Annotated in this window: 12 protein-coding genes; 1 reads left to right on the forward strand and 11 read right to left on the reverse strand. The window is 71.7% G+C overall.

Annotated features, from left to right (window positions below; translation table 11 throughout):
* Window positions 1-54: 54 nt before the first annotated feature.
* From ACQYWQ_RS05755 to uvrC, 10 genes are all read right to left on the reverse strand, one after another.
* Complete coding sequence (locus ACQYWQ_RS05755; RefSeq protein WP_431032805.1) at window positions 55-1,392, reverse strand: MFS transporter; 1,338 nt, start codon at window positions 1,390-1,392, stop codon at window positions 55-57.
* 267 nt (window positions 1,393-1,659) lie between these two features.
* Window positions 1,660-1,995, reverse strand: coding sequence for an RNA polymerase-binding protein RbpA (locus ACQYWQ_RS05760; protein WP_078655075.1), 336 nt, complete (start codon window positions 1,993-1,995; stop codon window positions 1,660-1,662).
* Between the two features lie 231 nt (window positions 1,996-2,226).
* Window positions 2,227-2,463 carry a preprotein translocase subunit SecG gene (gene secG / locus ACQYWQ_RS05765; RefSeq protein ID WP_431032806.1) on the reverse strand — a complete coding sequence of 79 codons (237 nt, stop codon included), beginning with the start codon at window positions 2,461-2,463 and terminating at the stop codon, window positions 2,227-2,229.
* A 191-nt stretch (window positions 2,464-2,654) separates the two neighbouring features.
* Window positions 2,655-3,431 (reverse strand): triose-phosphate isomerase, encoded by a 777-nt coding sequence (gene tpiA, locus ACQYWQ_RS05770; protein ID WP_431032807.1) that lies wholly within the window; start codon window positions 3,429-3,431, stop codon window positions 2,655-2,657.
* A gap of 6 nt (window positions 3,432-3,437) precedes the next feature.
* Window positions 3,438-4,649 (reverse strand): phosphoglycerate kinase, encoded by a 1,212-nt coding sequence (locus tag ACQYWQ_RS05775; protein ID WP_431032808.1) that lies wholly within the window; start codon window positions 4,647-4,649, stop codon window positions 3,438-3,440.
* 381 nt (window positions 4,650-5,030) lie between these two features.
* Window positions 5,031-6,038, reverse strand: a complete 1,008-nt coding sequence (gene gap, locus ACQYWQ_RS05780; protein ID WP_431032809.1) for a type I glyceraldehyde-3-phosphate dehydrogenase — start codon at window positions 6,036-6,038, stop codon at window positions 5,031-5,033.
* Between the two features lie 1,196 nt (window positions 6,039-7,234).
* Window positions 7,235-8,224 carry a DNA-binding protein WhiA gene (gene whiA / locus ACQYWQ_RS05785; RefSeq protein ID WP_431032810.1) on the reverse strand — a complete coding sequence of 330 codons (990 nt, stop codon included), beginning with the start codon at window positions 8,222-8,224 and terminating at the stop codon, window positions 7,235-7,237.
* On the reverse strand, window positions 8,215-9,255 hold the full coding sequence (locus tag ACQYWQ_RS05790) for a gluconeogenesis factor YvcK family protein (protein WP_431032811.1): 1,041 nt from the start codon (window positions 9,253-9,255) through the stop codon (window positions 8,215-8,217). Before ACQYWQ_RS05790 ends, whiA begins: the two co-directional genes overlap by 10 nt.
* Window positions 9,252-10,190 (reverse strand): RNase adapter RapZ, encoded by a 939-nt coding sequence (rapZ, locus tag ACQYWQ_RS05795; protein ID WP_431032812.1) that lies wholly within the window; start codon window positions 10,188-10,190, stop codon window positions 9,252-9,254. Before rapZ ends, ACQYWQ_RS05790 begins: the two co-directional genes overlap by 4 nt.
* Window positions 10,135-12,909 carry an excinuclease ABC subunit UvrC gene (uvrC, locus tag ACQYWQ_RS05800; protein ID WP_431032813.1) on the reverse strand — a complete coding sequence of 925 codons (2,775 nt, stop codon included), beginning with the start codon at window positions 12,907-12,909 and terminating at the stop codon, window positions 10,135-10,137. Before uvrC ends, rapZ begins: the two co-directional genes overlap by 56 nt.
* Before the next feature lie 159 nt (window positions 12,910-13,068).
* Between uvrC and ACQYWQ_RS05805 the strand changes: the two genes are divergently transcribed.
* Entirely contained in the window at window positions 13,069-13,995 is a 927-nt protein-coding gene (locus ACQYWQ_RS05805; RefSeq protein WP_431032814.1) for a carbohydrate kinase family protein, read from the forward strand.
* A gap of 114 nt (window positions 13,996-14,109) precedes the next feature.
* Here ACQYWQ_RS05805 and uvrA read toward each other — a convergent pair whose 3' ends face one another.
* Complete coding sequence (gene uvrA / locus ACQYWQ_RS05810; protein ID WP_431032815.1) at window positions 14,110-17,124, reverse strand: excinuclease ABC subunit UvrA; 3,015 nt, start codon at window positions 17,122-17,124, stop codon at window positions 14,110-14,112.
* Window positions 17,125-17,245: the final 121 nt, after the last annotated feature.

Here is a 17,245-nt window from a genome sequence, read left to right on the forward strand (position 1 = left end):
CTTCTGCCTTCTTTCGTCCATACGTACCGCCCCGCCGGCCCCCAACCTAAACGATCAGGCGTCGTCCGGGCCGCCTTGGCCACTGCGCGATACGGGTACCCCGGCATCGCCGGTGTCCTTCTTCGTCAGCAACGGCGAGCCACCCCCTGATTCCCGGGGCGCTCCACCCGCCACCGCCCGCACGGCGGGCAGCAGGGCGAGGACGGAGAGCACGAAGAACACGGCGGCGAGGAAGGGCGGCGCGGCAGGGCCCCACCAGCGCACGACGGCCCCTCCGGTGAGCGCGCCGAGCGGCGCCCCCGCGACCGCGCACGTACGGAAGGCGGCAGAGACCCGGCCGAGCAGTTCCCGTCGCACGGCACGCTGCATGAGCGTGCGCGAGCTGACGTTCCACGCCATGCCGAGCCCGCCGAACACCCCGAGGGCGGCCCCGGCCACGAGCCCGCCGGGAGCGAGGCCGAGGACGAGGAGGCACAGGATCTGCCCGGTCCCCGCGAGGAGCACGGTGCGGGCCTGACCGACGCGGCGCGCGAGCGGCGTGGCGAGGAGGCCGCCGCAGATCCCGCCGACCCCGTACGCCGTGAGGAGGAGCGCGTACCCGGTGGTGCCGAGGTGCAGGTGGCGGCCGCTGACGAGGACGAGGGTCGCGACGAGCGAGGCGACACCGATGTTGCACAGCGTCGTGGCGGCGCAGAGCCCGCGCAGCGCCCGGTCCCCGGCGAGCGTGCGCAGGCCCTCGGCGATCTCGGCGCGCAGCGTGGACCCGGCGCGTCTCGGTGGTCGCCCGGGCAGGACCCGGCGCAGGGGGCCGACGAGCACGGCCGCGACGAGGTAGCTCGCCGCGTCGGTGGCGAAGGGCAGCGCGGCGCCCCCGGCCAGGAGCAGGGGCGCGGCGGGGAGCCCCGCGACGGTCTTGACGAGCTGCTGCCCGGTCATCAACCGGCCGTTGGCGCGGCCGAGTTGTTCCGGTGGGACGAGCGCGGGCAGGAGGGCCGTCGCGGCGTTGTCGAAAAGGGTCTCCATGCTCGTGAGCGCGAAGGCGAGGGCGAGGAGCAGCCCGATCGTGGCGTGGCCCCTCGCGACGGCGACCGCGAAGACCGCGACGAGCACGCCCCGTACGAGATCCACGGCGACCATCGCGCGCCGCTGGTCGACGCGGTCGGCGAGGGCCCCGCCGAGCAGCCCGAAGAGCAGCCAGGGGAGGTACCCGCAGGCCGAGACGGCGGCGATGAGCAGCGGCTCACGCGTGAGGGTCGTGGCGAGCAGGGGCAGCGCGGCGGCCCGTACGGCGTCCCCGAAGGACGAGACGGCCGCCGCCCCCCACAACCGGCCGAACCCGCCACGCCACGCGGGCGCGCTCTCGCGCGCCCCGCCCACGGCTGCCTCCGCCACGGCGCCTGCCCCCGTCCCGCTGACACGCCGCACGCCAGGGTGCGCACGGCCTCTCGTCTGCGCGGACTGTAACCGCACCCACGGACAATCGCCCTGACCTGCGGAAACAGCGAACCCTTGGCCGGATCGGCGCGGCAGATCCCAGGCGCCCCGACGCACGTCGCCCTGCCCCGCGCACGCGAACGGCCGGGCGCCCTCAGGTACCCGGCCGTCGACGTCTTCGCGGCAGCGGGCCCGTTCCGCGGCCCGGGCCGCCGGTCCTCCGCCTCAGATCTCCCCCCGCAGCTTCGCCAGCGCCTCCGCGAGGATCGCCTCGCCGTCGGCGTCGCTGCGCCGCTCCCGCACGTACGCGAGGTGGGTCTTGTAGGGCTCGTTGCGCGGCGGGTCCGGTGGATTCTCCTGGTCCTGCCCCGCCGGGAAACCGCAGCGGGGGCAGTCCCACGTGTCGGGGACCTGCGCGTCGCTCGCGAAACTCGGCTGCGTCTCGTGCCCGTTGGCGCACCAGAAGGAGATGCGCAGGCGCGGGGCCGACTCGCCGCGCTCGGCCTCACCCATCGGGCCCGCCCCGACCCGGCTGCCCCGGATCGCGTTGCCACTTGCCACGGTCGTAACTCCCTGCGTGATGGTGCCGCGGGGCGCCGCGCCCGGGACCGGGCCACGCACTCCGCCGCGGGCGCCTCGTGCACGTACGGGGTTTGTGTACGTGCACGGCCCAACGCGCACCCCCAGAAGGGAGTTACACCCACCCGGGGCGCGAGTCACCATGATAGGCCGCGTCCTTCCGCGGCGTACCGGGCAAGGAGCGCGCGCTCCCCGGTGGGTGTGTTTCGTCCCTCAGTTGTCGAACTTCATCAGCAGCCCGAGCACGACGATGCAGGCGAACCAGCACAGACCGAGCACGATGGTGATCCGGTCGAGGTTGCGCTCGGCGACCGAGGAACCGCCGACCGAGGACTGCATGCCGCCGCCGAACATGTCGGAGAGGCCACCGCCCTTGCCCTTGTGCATCAGCACGAGCAGCATCAGCAGCAGGCTGAAGACGATCAGGGCGATCGAGAACCCCATAACCACGGCTTGACCCTACTTTCAGCGAATTTCTCGGGAGAGGTCCCCGCCGGGGCGGGGCCGTCTCTTGGCGGAGGACGGGGGCCGGCGCGCCGCACGGACGCGGTCCGGCCCCCGTCAGGGTACTGGCGATCCGCCCCGGCGCCTACTCACCGCAGCTCACAGCCGCGATCAGGCGGTGCGGGAGGCGGAGGCCCTCACTGCTCGCCGAAGCGGACGATCTTGACGAACTCGTCGGTGTCGAGCGAGGCACCGCCGATGAGCGCGCCGTCGATGTCGGGGCGCGCCATGATCTCGGCGACGTTCGCCGCCTTGACCGAGCCGCCGTACTGGATGCGGACGGCGTCGGCGAGTTCCTGGCCGTACAGCTCCGCGAGCTTGCCGCGGATCGCCCCGCAGACCTCCTGCGCGTCGTCGGGACCGCAGACCTTGCCGGTGCCGATGGCCCACACGGGCTCGTAGGCGACGACGATCGTGGCGGCCTGCTCGGCGGGCAGGTCCTTGAGCGCGGCCTCGACCTGGCCGAGGGTGTGCGCGACGTGCTCGCCCGCCTCGCGGACCTGCTCCTCCTCGCCGACGCAGAGGATGGGGGTCAGGCCGTGCTTGTAGGCGGCCTTGATCTTGGCGTTGATCAGCTCGTCGGTCTCGTGGTGGTACTGGCGCCGCTCGGAGTGCCCGATGGCGACGTACGTGCACTTGAGCTTGGCGAGCATGGCACCGGAGATCTCCCCGGTGTACGCACCCGAGTCGTGCGCGGAGACGTCCTGGGCGCCGTACTTGATCTTCAGCTTGTCGCCGTCGACCAGGGTCTGCACGGAGCGCAGATCGGTGAAGGGTGCGAGGACCGCGACCTCGACGGCCTCGTAGTCCTTGTCGGAGAGGGCGAAGGCGAGCTTCTGGACGTGCGCGATGGCCTCAAGGTGGTTGAGGTTCATCTTCCAGTTGCCCGCCATCAGCGGAGTGCGGGTGGTCACGGGTGTTCAGTCCTCCAGTGCGGCGAGGCCGGGCAGGCTTGCGCCCTCAAGATATTCGAGGCTGGCGCCGCCGCCGGTCGAGATGTGGCTGAAAGCGCTTTCGTCGAAGCCGAGGATACGGACGGCCGCGGCCGAGTCGCCGCCCCCGACCACGGTGAAGCCCTCGCTGTCGACGAGCGCCTGCGCGACGGCGCGGGTACCGGCGGCGAAGTCGGGGTGTTCGAAGACGCCCATCGGGCCGTTCCAGAAGACCGTCTTCGCGTCGGCGAGCTTGGCGGCGTAGAGCGACTGGCTCTCGGGGCCGATGTCGAGGCCGATGCCATCGGCGGGGATGGCGTCGGCGGCGACCGTCTCGTGCTCGGTGGGCGCCTTGGCCTTGAGGTCGGGGAAGCTGCGCGCGACGACGACGTCGGTCGGGAGCACGAACTCGACGCCCTTCTCCGCGGCGCGCTTGAGGTACTCCTGGACGACCGGGATCTGGTCCTCCTGGAGGAGCGAGGCACCGACCTCGTAGCCCTTGGCCGCGAGGAACGTGAAGACCATGCCGCCGCCGACGAGGATGCGGTCGGCGCGCTCCAGGAGGTGGTCGATGACGCCGAGCTTGTCGGAGACCTTGGCACCGCCGAGGACGACGGCGTAGGGGCGCTGGACGTCCTCGGTGAGCTTCTTCAGGACGCCGACCTCGGTGGCGATGAGGTAACCCGCGTAGTGCGGGAGCAGCTTCGGCAGGTCGTAGACGGAGGCGTGCTTGCGGTGCACGGCGCCGAAGCCGTCGCCGATGTAGACGTCGGCGAGGTGCGAGAGCCGCTCGGCGAAGTCGCCGCGCTCGGCGTCGTCCTTGCTGGTCTCGCCGGGGTTGAAGCGCAGGTTCTCGATGACGGCGAGCTGACCGGGCTCCAGGCCGTCCACGGCCTCGTGCGCGGCGGGACCCACGGTGTCCTGCGCGAAGGCCACGGGACGGCCGAGCAGTTCACCGATCCGCTCGGCGGCGGGCAGCAGCGAGAAGGCGGGGTCGGGCGCGCCCTTGGGGCGGCCGAGGTGCGAGGCGACGATGACCTTGGCACCGGCCTCGACGAGCGCGGCGAGGGTCGGCAGGACGGCGCGGATACGGCCGTCGTCGGTGATGACACCGTCCGCGAGGGGCACGTTGAGGTCGGCGCGGACGAAGACCCGCTTGCCGGACACTCCCTGCGAGATGAGTTCGTCGATCGTCTTCATGGGACTTGCAGACTCCTTGGCTGGCTGACGGTGGCGAAGGGCGCGCCGGCGGTGGCGGCTGGGGCGGCGGGGCGACCGGGCCGGCCGCGAGAGGCAGCGTAGGTCGCCGCCCTCCGCGCGGTGCGGCGCGGTCCCCCGGACGGGGGACGCGCGCCGCCCGGGTACGGGGCCCGCCCGGCTCCCGGGGTACGGGCCTGTGCGCGCCGTTCCGCGTGCGCGGTGGCTCAGCGCGTACGGAGCGGCTTCGGCCCGTACGCGGAACGCGGGCGCCGCTGCCGTCGCCCCGCACGGGGACAGGGCCCGTGCCGCGCGAGTCGCGCCGCCCGGACCCTGTCCGCATCGAGGTGCCTCAGCGGCCCGCGATCAGTGCTGCTTACCGGCTCAGAGCTTCTCGCCGACGAAGACCGTGAGGTCCACGAGACGGTTCGAGTAGCCCCACTCGTTGTCGTACCAGCCGATGATCTTGATCTGGTCGCCCTCGGCCATCGTGAGCGCCGAGTCGAAGGTGCAGGAGGCCGGGGTGCCGACGATGTCCGAGGAGACGATCGGGTCGGTCGTGTAGACCAGCTTGCCCGCGAGCGGGCCCTCCTGGGCCGCCTTCTCGAAGGCCGCGTTGACCTCGTCCTTGGTGACCTCGCGCTCCAGCGTGACCACGAGGTCGGTGACCGAGCCGACCGGGATCGGCACGCGCATCGCGAGGCCGTCCAGCTTGCCCTTGAGCTGCGGGAGGACCAGCGCGGTCGCCTTCGCCGCGCCCGTGGTGGTCGGGATGATGTTCTCGGCGGCGGCACGGGCGCGACGCAGGTCCTTGTGCGGGAAGTCAAGGATGCGCTGGTCGTTGGTGTACGCGTGGACCGTGGTCATCAGGCCCCGCTTGATGCCGAAGTTCTCGTCGAGAACCTTCGCCATCGGCGCCACACAGTTGGTGGTGCAGGAGGCGTTCGAGATGACGTTGTGCTTCGCCGCGTCGTACTGGTCCTCGTTGACGCCCATCACGATCGTGATGTCCTCGTCCTTGGCCGGGGCCGAGATCAGGACCTTCTTGGCGCCGCCCGCGATGTGCTTCTCGGCGTCGGCCTTCTTCGTGAAGATGCCGGTGGACTCGATGACGATGTCCACACCCAGCTCACCCCACGGGATGTCCTGCGGGTTGCGCTCGGAGAGCACCTTGATGGTGCGCGAGCCCACGGTGATGGTGTCGGCGGTGTGCGAGACCTCTTCGCTCAGGGTGCCGAGCATCGTGTCGTACTTGAGCAGGTGGGCGGTGGTCGCGGTGTCACCGAGGTCGTTGACAGCCACGACCTCGATGTCCGCACCCTGCGCGAGCAGCGCGCGGAAGTAGTTGCGCCCGATGCGGCCGAAGCCGTTGATGCCTACGCGGATCGTCACGAACCGATCTCCTCGTTGGTACGCCGGTTTTCGACGCCGGCGAGTTGTATGGGATGTCCCCGACCGCCTCTGACCCTACCTCGCATGGGCCTGCCGGGTGACATTGAGCATGGCTTGGCGACCGAGACGCTTTCTACCCGTCAGTAACGCCCCTTCGCTACCACCTTTTCGCTTTCCCCGCCACCCGGGGAACAAGCGGCGAACATCCCGTCCAAGGAAGCGGAATCTCTCATTCCTCTCCCGTTCCCACCCGTTCCGACCTGCACCGATACCCCGGCCCTCCATCTCAAGGAACGGAACAGTGACCGAATTCCGAACATCTTGCGCTCACTCGTTCCGCTTCCCGCTCGTTCGTGCGCACAAAGGAGCGCGGGCGATACGGAAATGAGCGTGGAACACCTTCCGGAATACCTCTCGCACCCCCACCACGAATTCCTCTCGGGAGCGGCCGGAGGATCAGCCGGACGGATTACCGACGCCGCGTCCGCTTCGCTTTAGCGGGAGCAACCGCATTGCCGCCCGGGACGGGAACGGCCACGGCCCGTCGCCTGCCTGCCCGGACCGGCGATCGACGCCGAGTGGGTCCTCCTCGCCCTCCTCGCCCTCCTCGGCCCTCCTCGCCTCCGGTGAGGAGTTCGCGGTGGCGTACGCGCGGATCACGCGGCGCGGCATCGGGCACTACGCCGACCTGCGGCGTCTCCTTCGTGGACCTCTCGGGCCACGCCCTGGAGGTGATCACCGTGCCGTACGGCGGCTGGGACGCCTGAGCACGCCGCCGCCCGCCGGGGATTGGCGGCAGCATCCGCGCGGAGCGCGCCTGTCCCCGTACGGCGGCGCGAAGTTCCGGGCGTCCACAACGGGGGAGGCACGCGCGGGTGTACGCGCGCGTACAGAGGTACAAGCGCGCCGGCTCGCCCGCCCGGCCAGGCCGGAGGCCGGGCCGCACGCGGGGCAGCGGGGCGACACACCGCCCGCGCGAAGTGACGAGGGGACACACCGCCCGCCGCACCCCCGCCCTCCCGCACGCGGCCGCGCGCTCGCGCCCTGACGGCCCGTCGTCGATGGCGCCGCGCTGCCGCAGGGCGGGCCGACCCGCGTCATGGGGCCCGACGGGCGGGGCGGGAACGGGGCGTCACGTTTCTCTCATGGCGCGGCTCGTGAGTGCCCACCAGCCACCGTAACGGCCCGACGGCGGCTCAACCCGCGATGCTGTCGGCCAGTTCCTCCGTCAAGGACGCCTCCGTACCGGGGATGCCGAGGTCCGTCGCGCGCTTGTCGGCCATCGCGAGAAGGCGGCGGATACGCCCCGCGACGGCGTCCTTCGTGAGCGGCGGGTCGGCGAGCGCGCCGAGTTCTTCGAGGCTCGCCTGCTTGTGCTCCATGCGGAGCCGGCCCGCCGCGGCGAGGTGCTCGGGCACCTCCTCGCCGAGGATCTCCAGGGCCCGCCCGACGCGCGCCCCCGCGGCCACCGCCGCGCGGGCGGAGCGGCGCAGGTTGGCGTCGTCGAAGTTGGCGAGCCTGTTCGCCGTCGCGCGTACCTCGCGGCGCAGCCTGCGCTCCTCCCAGGCCAGCACCGACTCGTGCGCTCCGAGCCGGGTGAGCAGCGCGCCGATCGCGTCCCCGTCCCGTACGACGACCTTGTCGGAGCCCCGCACCTCGCGCGCCTTCGCCGCGATCTGGAGCCGCCGCGCGGAACCGACGAGCGCGAGCGCGGCCTCCGGGCCGGGGCAGGTGACCTCAAGAGAGGAGGAACGGCCCGGCTCGGTGAGCGAACCGCGGGCGAGGAACGCCCCCCGCCACGCGGCCTCCGCATCGCACGTGGCACCTGAGACGACCTGCGGCGGCAGGCCCCTGATGGGGCGCCCCCTGCCGTCCACGAGCCCGGTCTGCCGCGCGAGCTGATCGCCACCGCTGACCACCCGGACGACATAGCGGGAGCTGCGCCGCAGTCCGGAAGGCGCCATCACCACGAGGTCCGACGCGTGTCCGAAGATCTCCAGGATGTCCTTGCGCAGCCGCCTGGCCGCGATGCCCGTGTCGAGTTCCGCCTCGATCACGATGCGCCCGCTCACCAGGTGCAGCCCCCCGGCGAAGCGCAGGATCGCCGAGACCTCCGCCTTCCGGCAGCAGGTCCGGGTCACGGGCAGCCGCGAGATTTCATCCTTGACCGCCGCCGTCATCGCCATGGGCCGATCCTTCCATGCATCCGAAAAATACGGTCGTACGCGGCTGCCAGCAGCTCCGGGTCATGCCGCGGAACGCCGTCGGGCCGGGCGACCGGGGCCAGCTCCACCGTTGCGTCGAACCGCTCTGCGGCCTCGACGAGCGAGGCGCGGTCAGGTACGGCTGCCTCGTCGGCCAGCACCACGTCGAAGGCGAGTTTAGGTGCGTGTCGGGCCAAAACCTCCAAATGACGCTGCGGGGAGAAGCCCTCGGTTTCTCCCGGTTGCGGAACGAGGTTGAGCGAAAGCACCCGTCTGGCCCTCGTCCTGGTGAGCGCGTCGAGGAGTTCGGGGACGAGCAGGTGCGGGATCACGGAGGAGAACCAGGACCCGGGACCGACCACGACCCAGTCCGCGTCGAGCACCGCCTCGACCGCCTCGGGCACGGCGGGCGGGTCGGTGGGCACGACGTGCACGGACTGCACCTCGCCGGGCGTCAGCGCCACCGTGGCCTGGCCCCGTACGAGCTGGACCTCCTCGGCCCGCTCGGGGTCGTGTCCCCGTACCAGGGCCTGGAGTTCGAGCGGGACTGCCGACATCGGGAGCACCCGGCCGTGGGCGCCGAGCAGGGTGCCGACGAGGTCGAGCGCGGCCACGTGGTCCCCGAGCTGCTCCCACAGCGCGACGATGAGAAGGTTCCCGACCGCGTGGCCGTGCAGCTCGCCCTGGCTCGCGAAGCGGTGCTGGATCACCCGGGACCAGGTCTGGCCCCAGTCGTCGTCCCCGCACAGCGCGGCGAGCGCCTTGCGCAGGTCGCCCGGTGGCAGCACGCCGAGTTCGTCGCGCAGGCGCCCGCTGGAGCCGCCGTCGTCGGCGACGGTGACGACGGCGGTCAGCTCGCCCGTGATGCGGCGCAGCGCGGCGAGCGAGGCGGACAGCCCCATGCCGCCGCCGAGTGCGACCACTTTCGGCTGGGTCCCGCGCCGCCGGGGCCGGGGCGCGGGGCCCGCGTCCTGCCGGCGCAGGCGGCGGACGCGACCGGGCCTTCCCTTCATTCGCGGCCCATGTCCCGGTGGACGACCACGGTCTCCACCCCTTCCGAGACGAGTCGCGAAGCGAGCTTCTCGGCCATCGCGACGGATCGGTGCTTCCCGCCGGTACAGCCGACGGCGATCGTCACGTACCGCTTTCCCTCGCGCCGGTAGCCCGCGGCGACGAGCTGGAGCAACTCGGTGTAGCGGTCGAGGAATTCCTTGGCCCCGGGCTGGCTGAGGACGTAGTTCGAGACCTCCTCGCTGAGTCCCGTGAAGGGACGCAGTTCGGGGACCCAGTGCGGATTGGGCAGGAAGCGCATGTCGACGACGAGGTCGGCGTCGACGGGGAGCCCGTACTTGAAGCCGAAGGACATGACCGTGGCCCGCAGTTCCGGCTCCTCCTCGCCGGCGAACTGGGCGTCCATCTTCGCGCGTAGTTCGTGGACGTTGAGGCTGGATGTGTCGATCACGAGGTCGGCGTCGCCCCGGAGTTCGCGGAGCAGATCGCGCTCGGCGGCGATGCCGTCGACGATGCGGCCGTCGCCCTGGAGCGGGTGGGGGCGGCGCACCGACTCGAAGCGGCGCACGAGGGCGTCGTCGGAGGACTCCAGGAAGACGATCCGGCGCGTGACGTGCTTGCTCTCCAGGTCGGCGAGCGATTCGCGGAGGTTGTCGAAGAAGCGCCGGCCGCGGACGTCCACGACCACGGCGATCCTCGCCACGTTGCCCTGGGAGCGGGCGCCGAGTTCGACCATCGTGGGGATGAGCGCGGGCGGCAGGTTGTCGACGACGAACCAGCCCAGGTCCTCCAGGCACTTCGCGGCGGTGCTGCGGCCCGCCCCCGACATGCCGGAGATGATCACCAGCTCGGGGATCGGGGTCTCCCCCGTCTCCCCCGGTTCACTGCTCGTGGCCGTGCTCACCTGTTGCGCTCCGTCCCGTTCTTCCTGCTGCATCTGTTCTGCCACCGTCCGTCGTACGGCCGTCGTCGTCCGCGTCGTCCCGCCGCGCGCCGAAGGCGCCGGCGGGGGTGCCGTCGCCCGTGCCGCCCTGGTCAGGGGCGGGGTGCGCCTGCTCGGCCGGGCCTGCCGTCGGCCTGCCGCCCGGGGCGCCGTGGTCCGGCGTGCGCTCGTCCCGGTCCGTGGGGGCTCCGGGGTGCGCGGAGACGCCCTCGTCCCCGGGTCCTCCCGCGGAGGTTCCGTACTCCATCGTGCTCGCCGAAGCCTGCCACGTCGAATGCCCCGGCGTCCCCCGCGACGCGAAGCCGCCCTCGGGAGCGGTCCCAGGCCCCGCGGGCTCACCTTGCTCACGGGGCGTATCCCTTTCGTTACCCGCCCCTGGCGCACCCGCCGGTTCTCGCTCCTCGTGCCCCGGTTCCCGGGTCCCGGCGGCTTCGGCGCGCTCGTCCTCCGGGGGCGCGGCGGGCGCCGGACCGGCCGCACCGTGTTCCTCCGGCGCCGGGCCACCTCCCGCGCTCTCCCCGGGGTCTTCCGGCTCGCGCTCCTCGCGCGTCCCTCCGGGAGTCCCGGTCGCTTCGTCGTGCCCGTCCCGCCCGCGCACGTCCGGCGTACCGCCCGTACGCTCCGGTCCCCGCGCCGCCCGTGGTGCGACGGGCTCGCCGTCACCGTCGCGGGACCCCTCGCCGTCGGCCGACGGCCGCGCGTCGTCCGGCTCCGTCGGCTCGACCGCCGCCTCCCCCGCACCGTCGTCCAGGATTTCGCCCGTCGTCATGTTGATCGCCGGGGCGCCCGGCTCGCTGCGGGCGAAGGTGGCGAGGATCGTCTCCGCGGTCTTGCGTCCTATGCCGGGGACTTCGCAGATCTGCTCGATCGTCGCCGCGCGCAGCTTCTTCACCGAGCCGAAGTGCTTGAGGAGGGCCTGCTTGCGGGCCTGGCCGAGCCCCGGGACCTCGTCGAGCGGACCGGCCCGGAAGCGCTTGGCGCGCTTGCTGCGCTGGTAGGTGATGGCGAAGCGGTGCGCCTCGTCGCGGACGCGCTGGAGCAGGTACAGGCCCTCGCTGCTGCGCGGGAGCACGACCGGGTCCTCCTCGCCCGGGACCCAGACCTCCTCCAGTCGTTTGGCGAGCCCGCAGATCGCGACATCGTCGATGCCGAGTTCGTCCAGGGCCCGCTGCGCGGCGGCGACCTGCGGCTGTCCGCCGTCGACCACGAGGAGCTGCGGCGGGTACGCGAAGCGCTTGGGGCGCCCGTCCTCGTCGAGACCGCCGGTCTCCACCGGACCGTCCAGCTCCTCCTCCGTCCACTCCCCCGTCTTCTCGCGCTCGGCGAGGTAGCGGCGGAAGCGGCGGGTGATGACCTCGTGCATCGAACGCACGTCGTCCTGGCCCTGGAAGCCCTTGATCTGGAAGCGCCGGTACTCGCTCTTGCGGGCGAGCCCGTCCTCGAAGACGACCATCGACGCGACCACGTCGTCGCCCTGGAGGTGCGAGATGTCGTAGCACTCGATCCGCAGCGGCACCCCGTCGAGGTCGAGTGCGGCGGCGATCTCCTCCAGGGCGCGGGAGCGGGTCGTGAGGTCGGAGGCGCGCTTGGTCTTGTGCAGTGCGAGGGACTGCTGCGCGTTGCGTTCGACGGTCTCCATGAGCGCGCGCTTGTCGCCGCGCTGGGGCACGCGCAGCGAGACCTGGGCCCCGCGCCGCTCGCTCAGCCACTCCTGGACGGGCTGCACGGGCTCGGGCAGCGCGGGAACCAGGACCTCCTTCGGCACCGAGTCGCCGCGCTCCTCGCCGTAGAGCTGCTGGAGGGCGTGCTCGACGAGGTCGCCCGTCGTGACCGCCTCGACCTTGTCGGTGACCCAGCCGCGCTGCCCGCGCACACGCCCGCCGCGTACGTGGAAGATCTGCACGGCCGCCTCCAGCTCGTCCTGGGCCAGCGCGATGAGGTCGGCGTCGGTGGCGTCGGCGAGGACGACGGCGCTCTTCTCCATCGCGCGGGTGAGGGCGCCGATGTCGTCCCTGAGCCGGGCGGCGCGCTCGTACTCCATGTCCTCGGCGGCCTCGGTCATGCGCTGTTCGAGGCGGCGCAGGTAGGTGCCTGTGTGGCCGGCCATGAAGTGGCAGAAGTCCTCGGCGAGGTCGCGGTGGTCCTCGGGCGAGATACGTCCCACGCAGGGGGCCGAGCACTTGTCGATGTAGCCGAGGAGGCAGGGGCGCCCCGTGCGGGCCGCGTTCTTGAACACCCCTGCGGAGCAGGTGCGTACGGGGAAGACGCGCAGGAGCAGGTCGACGGTGTCGCGGATGGCCCAGGCGTGCCCGTAGGGCCCGAAGTACCGCACTCCCTTGCGCTTGGCGCCCCGCATGACCTGCGCGCGCGGGAACTCCTCGTTCATCGTGACGGCGAGGTACGGGTAGCTCTTGTCGTCGCGGTACTTGACGTTGAACCGGGGGTCGTACTCCTTGATCCAGGAGTACTCCAGCTGGAGCGCCTCGACCTCCGTGGAAACGACCGTCCACTCCACCGAGGCCGCGGTGGTGACCATCGTGCGGGTGCGCGGGTGCAGGCCCGCCAGGTCCTGGAAGTAGTTGGCCAGGCGTTGGCGCAGGCTTTTGGCCTTCCCGACGTAGATCACCCTGCGGTGCTCGTCGCGGAATCGGTAGACGCCCGGCGAGTCCGGGATCTGTCCCGGTGCGGGGCGGTAGCTGGACGGATCGGCCATGTCACACACCCTACTTGCGCCCTGCGACAGTCCGGGCGGCTCCGGCTCCGCCTGTGGAGAACCCGGGTTGATCATCGGATGAGCGGCCGGCGCTGTGGAAAACTCGGTGCGGCCCGTTCGCACGTCCCTCCCGGCACCGCCCGGGCGAAAGGATGCACCGTGTTCCTCGTCGCTGGAGAGGCCCTCATCGATCTCGTGCCGCGCCCCTCGGGGCCGGCGGAGGAGGGGCCGCTGGCCCCGCTGGTGCCCTGCCCGGGCGGCGGCCCGTACAACACGGCGGTCGCGCTCGGCAGGCTCGGCGCCGAGGTCGGCTTCTGCTCGCGCCTGTCGACGGACGGTTTCGGCACGGCGCTGCTCGAAGGGCTGCGCACGGCCGGTGTCGACACCGCTCCCGTACAACGGGGCCCCGAACCGACGACGCTCGCGGTGGCGACGCTCACCGCGCAGGGTTCGGCGGGCTACTCGTTCTACGCGCAGGGCACGGCCGACCGGCTCTTCACCGTGCCCGGCGCGCTTCCCGAGGGGGTGCGGGCGATCAGCTTCGGGACGTGTTCGCTCGTCCTGGAGCCCGGCGCGAGCGCGTACGAGGAGCTGTTGCGGCAGCAGTCGGCGGCGGGGGTCTTCACGCTGCTCGACCCGAACATCCGGGCCGGGCTCATCCCCGATCCCGACGCCTACCGGGCCCGCTTCCGCTCCTGGCTCCCGTACGTCGACCTGCTGAAGCTCTCCGAGGAGGACGCCGCCTGGCTCGGGGACGACGTGGCGGGGTGGGCGACGGCGGGTCCTGCCGCCGTCGTCGTGACGCGGGGCGGGGACGGGCTGCACGTCACCACCCGTAAGGGTGAGCACTTTTCCGTGCCGGGGGTCCCCGTCGACGTCGTGGACACGATCGGCGCGGGCGACACGGTGAACGCGGCGCTCCTGCACCGCATGGACGCGCTCGGCCCGCTGCACCGTGACGCGGTGGCCGCGCTCGGCGAGGAGGGCTGGCGGGACGTCCTCGGCTTCGCGGCCCGTGCCGCCGCGCTCACCTGTTCCCGCGCGGGGGCCCAGCCCCCGTACGCACGCGAACTCGGCCTGAGCTGAGGCCGGGTCCGCCCCCGGCGCGGGCACGCATGAGGGCGGGGCGGGAGCGACACGTACCGCGTGTGCCGCTCCCGCCCCGCCCCGCCCCGGTGGAGGTGCTCCTCCCCCAGGGACTCAGTCCTTCGCCGTCGCCCGCTTCGCCGCCGCGGACTTGGCGGTCTTGGCCGTCTTCGTCGCCCGCGGGGCGGCCGCCTTGCGTGCGGCGCCCTGGCCCGTGACGATCTGGCCGGCCGTCTTGCTCGTGGCCCGCTTGCGCGCGGTGGTCTTGCGGGCGGGCGCGGGGGCCGCAGGAGTGCCGAGTACTTCCTTCAGGAAGCGGCCGGTGTGGCTCTCGGGCTCCTGGGCGATCTCCTCGGGGGTGCCCTCGGCGACCACCGTGCCGCCGCCGTTGCCGCCCTCGGGGCCCATGTCGACGACCCAGTCGGCCGTCTTGATCACATCGAGGTTGTGCTCGATGACGATCACGGTGTTGCCCTTCTCGACCAGCCCGGACAGCACCTTGATCAGCTTGCTGATGTCCTCGAAGTGCAGCCCCGTCGTGGGCTCGTCGAGCACGTAGACCGTGGAGCCCGTGGAGCGCTTCTGGAGTTCGCTCGCGAGCTTGACGCGCTGCGCCTCGCCGCCGGAGAGGGTCGGCGCGGACTGGCCGAGCCTGACGTAGCCGAGGCCGACGTCGTTGAGTGTGCGCAGGTGGCGCGCGATGGAGGGCACGGCCTCGAAGAAGTCCATCGCCTCCTCGATGGGCATGTCCAGGACCTCGGCGATGGACTTGCCCTTGTAGTGGACCTCCAGGGTCTCCCGGTTGTACCGGGCGCCGTGGCAGACCTCGCACGGCACGTAGACGTCCGGGAGGAAGTTCATCTCGATCTTGATCGTGCCGTCGCCTGAGCAGTTCTCGCAGCGGCCGCCCTTGACGTTGAAGGAGAAGCGGCCCGGCAGGTAGCCGCGCACCTTCGCCTCGGTGGTCTCGGCGAAGAGCTTGCGGACGTGGTCGAAGACACCGGTGTACGTGGCCGGGTTGGAGCGCGGGGTGCGGCCGATGGGCGACTGGTCGACGTGCACGACCTTGTCGACCTGGTCGTCGCCGGAGACCCGGGTGTGCCGACCGGGCACCGAGCGGGCGCCGTTCAGCTCCCTCGCCAGGTGCGTGTACAGGATGTCGTTGACGAGCGTGGACTTGCCGGAGCCCGAGACCCCGGTGACGGCCGTGAGGACACCGAGCGGGAAGGAGACGTCGATGTCGCGGAGGTTGTTCTCCTTCGCGCCGAAGACGGTCAGCTTCCGCTTGGGGTCGGCGGGGCGCCGCACCTCGGGGACGGCGATGGCGCGCCGCCCGGAGAGGTACTGCCCGGTCAGCGACTCCTTGTTGCTGAGCAGGCCGGGCAGTTCGCCGCTGTGCACGACCTTGCCGCCGTGCTCACCGGCGCCCGGGCCGATGTCGACGACCCAGTCGGCGACCTTGATCGTGTCCTCGTCGTGCTCGACGACGATGAGCGTGTTGCCCATGTCGCGCAGGCGCACGAGGGTCTCGATGAGCCGGTGGTTGTCGCGCTGGTGCAGCCCGATGGAGGGCTCGTCGAGTACGTACAGGACGCCGACGAGACCGGAGCCGATCTGCGTCGCGAGCCGGATGCGCTGGGCCTCGCCGCCGGAGAGCGTGCCGGCCGCGCGATTGAGCGAGAGGTAGTCGAGGCCGACGTCGACGAGGAAGCGCAGCCGCTCGTTGACCTCCTTGAGCACGCGCTCGGCGATCTTCCTGTCCCGCCCGTTGAGCCGCAGTTCGGCGAGGAAGTCCGCGCAGTCGGTGATCGACATCGCGGAGACCTCGGCGATGGACTTCCCCATCACCGTGACCGCGAGCACGATCGGCTTGAGCCGGGTGCCGTGGCAGCTCGGGCACGGAACCTCGCGCATGTAGCCCTCGAAGCGCTCCCTGCTCGTGTCGCTCTCGGCCTCGGAGTGGCGGCGCTTCACGAAGGGCACCGCGCCCTCGAAAGCGGTGGTGTACGTGCGCTGGCGCCCGTACCTGTTGCGGTAGCTGACCTCGATGCGGGTGCGGTGCCCGTGCAGCAGCGCCTTCTTGGCGCGCTGCGGCAGTCCGGCCCAGGGGATGTCGGTGCGGAAGCCGAGGGCGTCGGCGAGCGCGCCGACGAGGCGGTTGAAGTACTCCTTGGTGTGCCCGTGCGACCAGGGGTGGATGGCGCCCTCGTCGAGCGACTTGTCCTCGTCGGGGACGATCAGCTCGGGGTCGACCTCCATGCGCGTACCGATACCGGTGCACTCGGGGCAGGCGCCGAAGGGCGAGTTGAAGGAGAAGGAGCGGGGCTCCAGCTCCTCGAAGGAGAGATCGTCGTACGGGCAGTACAGGTGCTCCGAGTACATCCGCTCGCGCTCGGGGTCGTCGGCGTCGAGGTCGACGAAGTCGAGGACGACCATGCCGCCGGAGAGACCGAGGGCGGTCTCGACCGAGTCGGTGAGGCGGCGCTTGGCGCTCTCCTTGACGGTGAGGCGGTCCACGACCACCTCGATCGTGTGCTTCTCCTGCTTCTTGAGCTGGGGCGGCTCGCTGAGCTGGATGGTCTCGCCGTCCACGCGGGCGCGGCTGTAGCCCTTGGTCTGGAGATCGGCGAAGAGGTCGACGAACTCGCCCTTGCGCTCGCGCACGAGCGGCGAGAGGACCTGGAAGCGGCTGCCCTCGGGCAGGCCGAGGACCTTGTCGACGATCTGCTGCGGCGACTGGCGGGCGATGGGGCGCCCGCACTCGGGGCAGTGCGGCTTGCCGATGCGCGCGAAGAGCAGGCGGAGGTAGTCGTAGACCTCGGTGATCGTGCCGACCGTGGAGCGCGGGTTGCGCGAGGTGGACTTCTGGTCGATCGAGACGGCCGGCGAGAGCCCCTCGATGAAGTCGACGTCCGGCTTGTCCATCTGGCCGAGGAACTGCCGGGCGTACGAGGAGAGCGACTCCACGTAACGCCGCTGCCCCTCGGCGAAGATCGTGTCGAACGCGAGGGATGACTTGCCCGAGCCGGAGAGTCCCGTGAAGACGATCAGGGAGTCCCTGGGGAGGTCGAGCGAGACGTTCCGCAGATTGTGCTCGCGTGCTCCACGGACGATGAGACGGTCGGCCACGCCGGTCCGCACCTTTCTGATCGGTGAAGCCGGGCGCACCCCGCTTCGGGAAATGTCTGGACCATCGGGCACGGACGGGTCTGTGCCCGCGGTACGGGACCTTGCGGTCCGGTCCGCGCGC

The sequence above is a fragment of the Streptomyces sp. P6-2-1 genome (assembly GCF_050613165.1).
GTDB lineage: Bacteria > Actinomycetota > Actinomycetes > Streptomycetales > Streptomycetaceae > Streptomyces.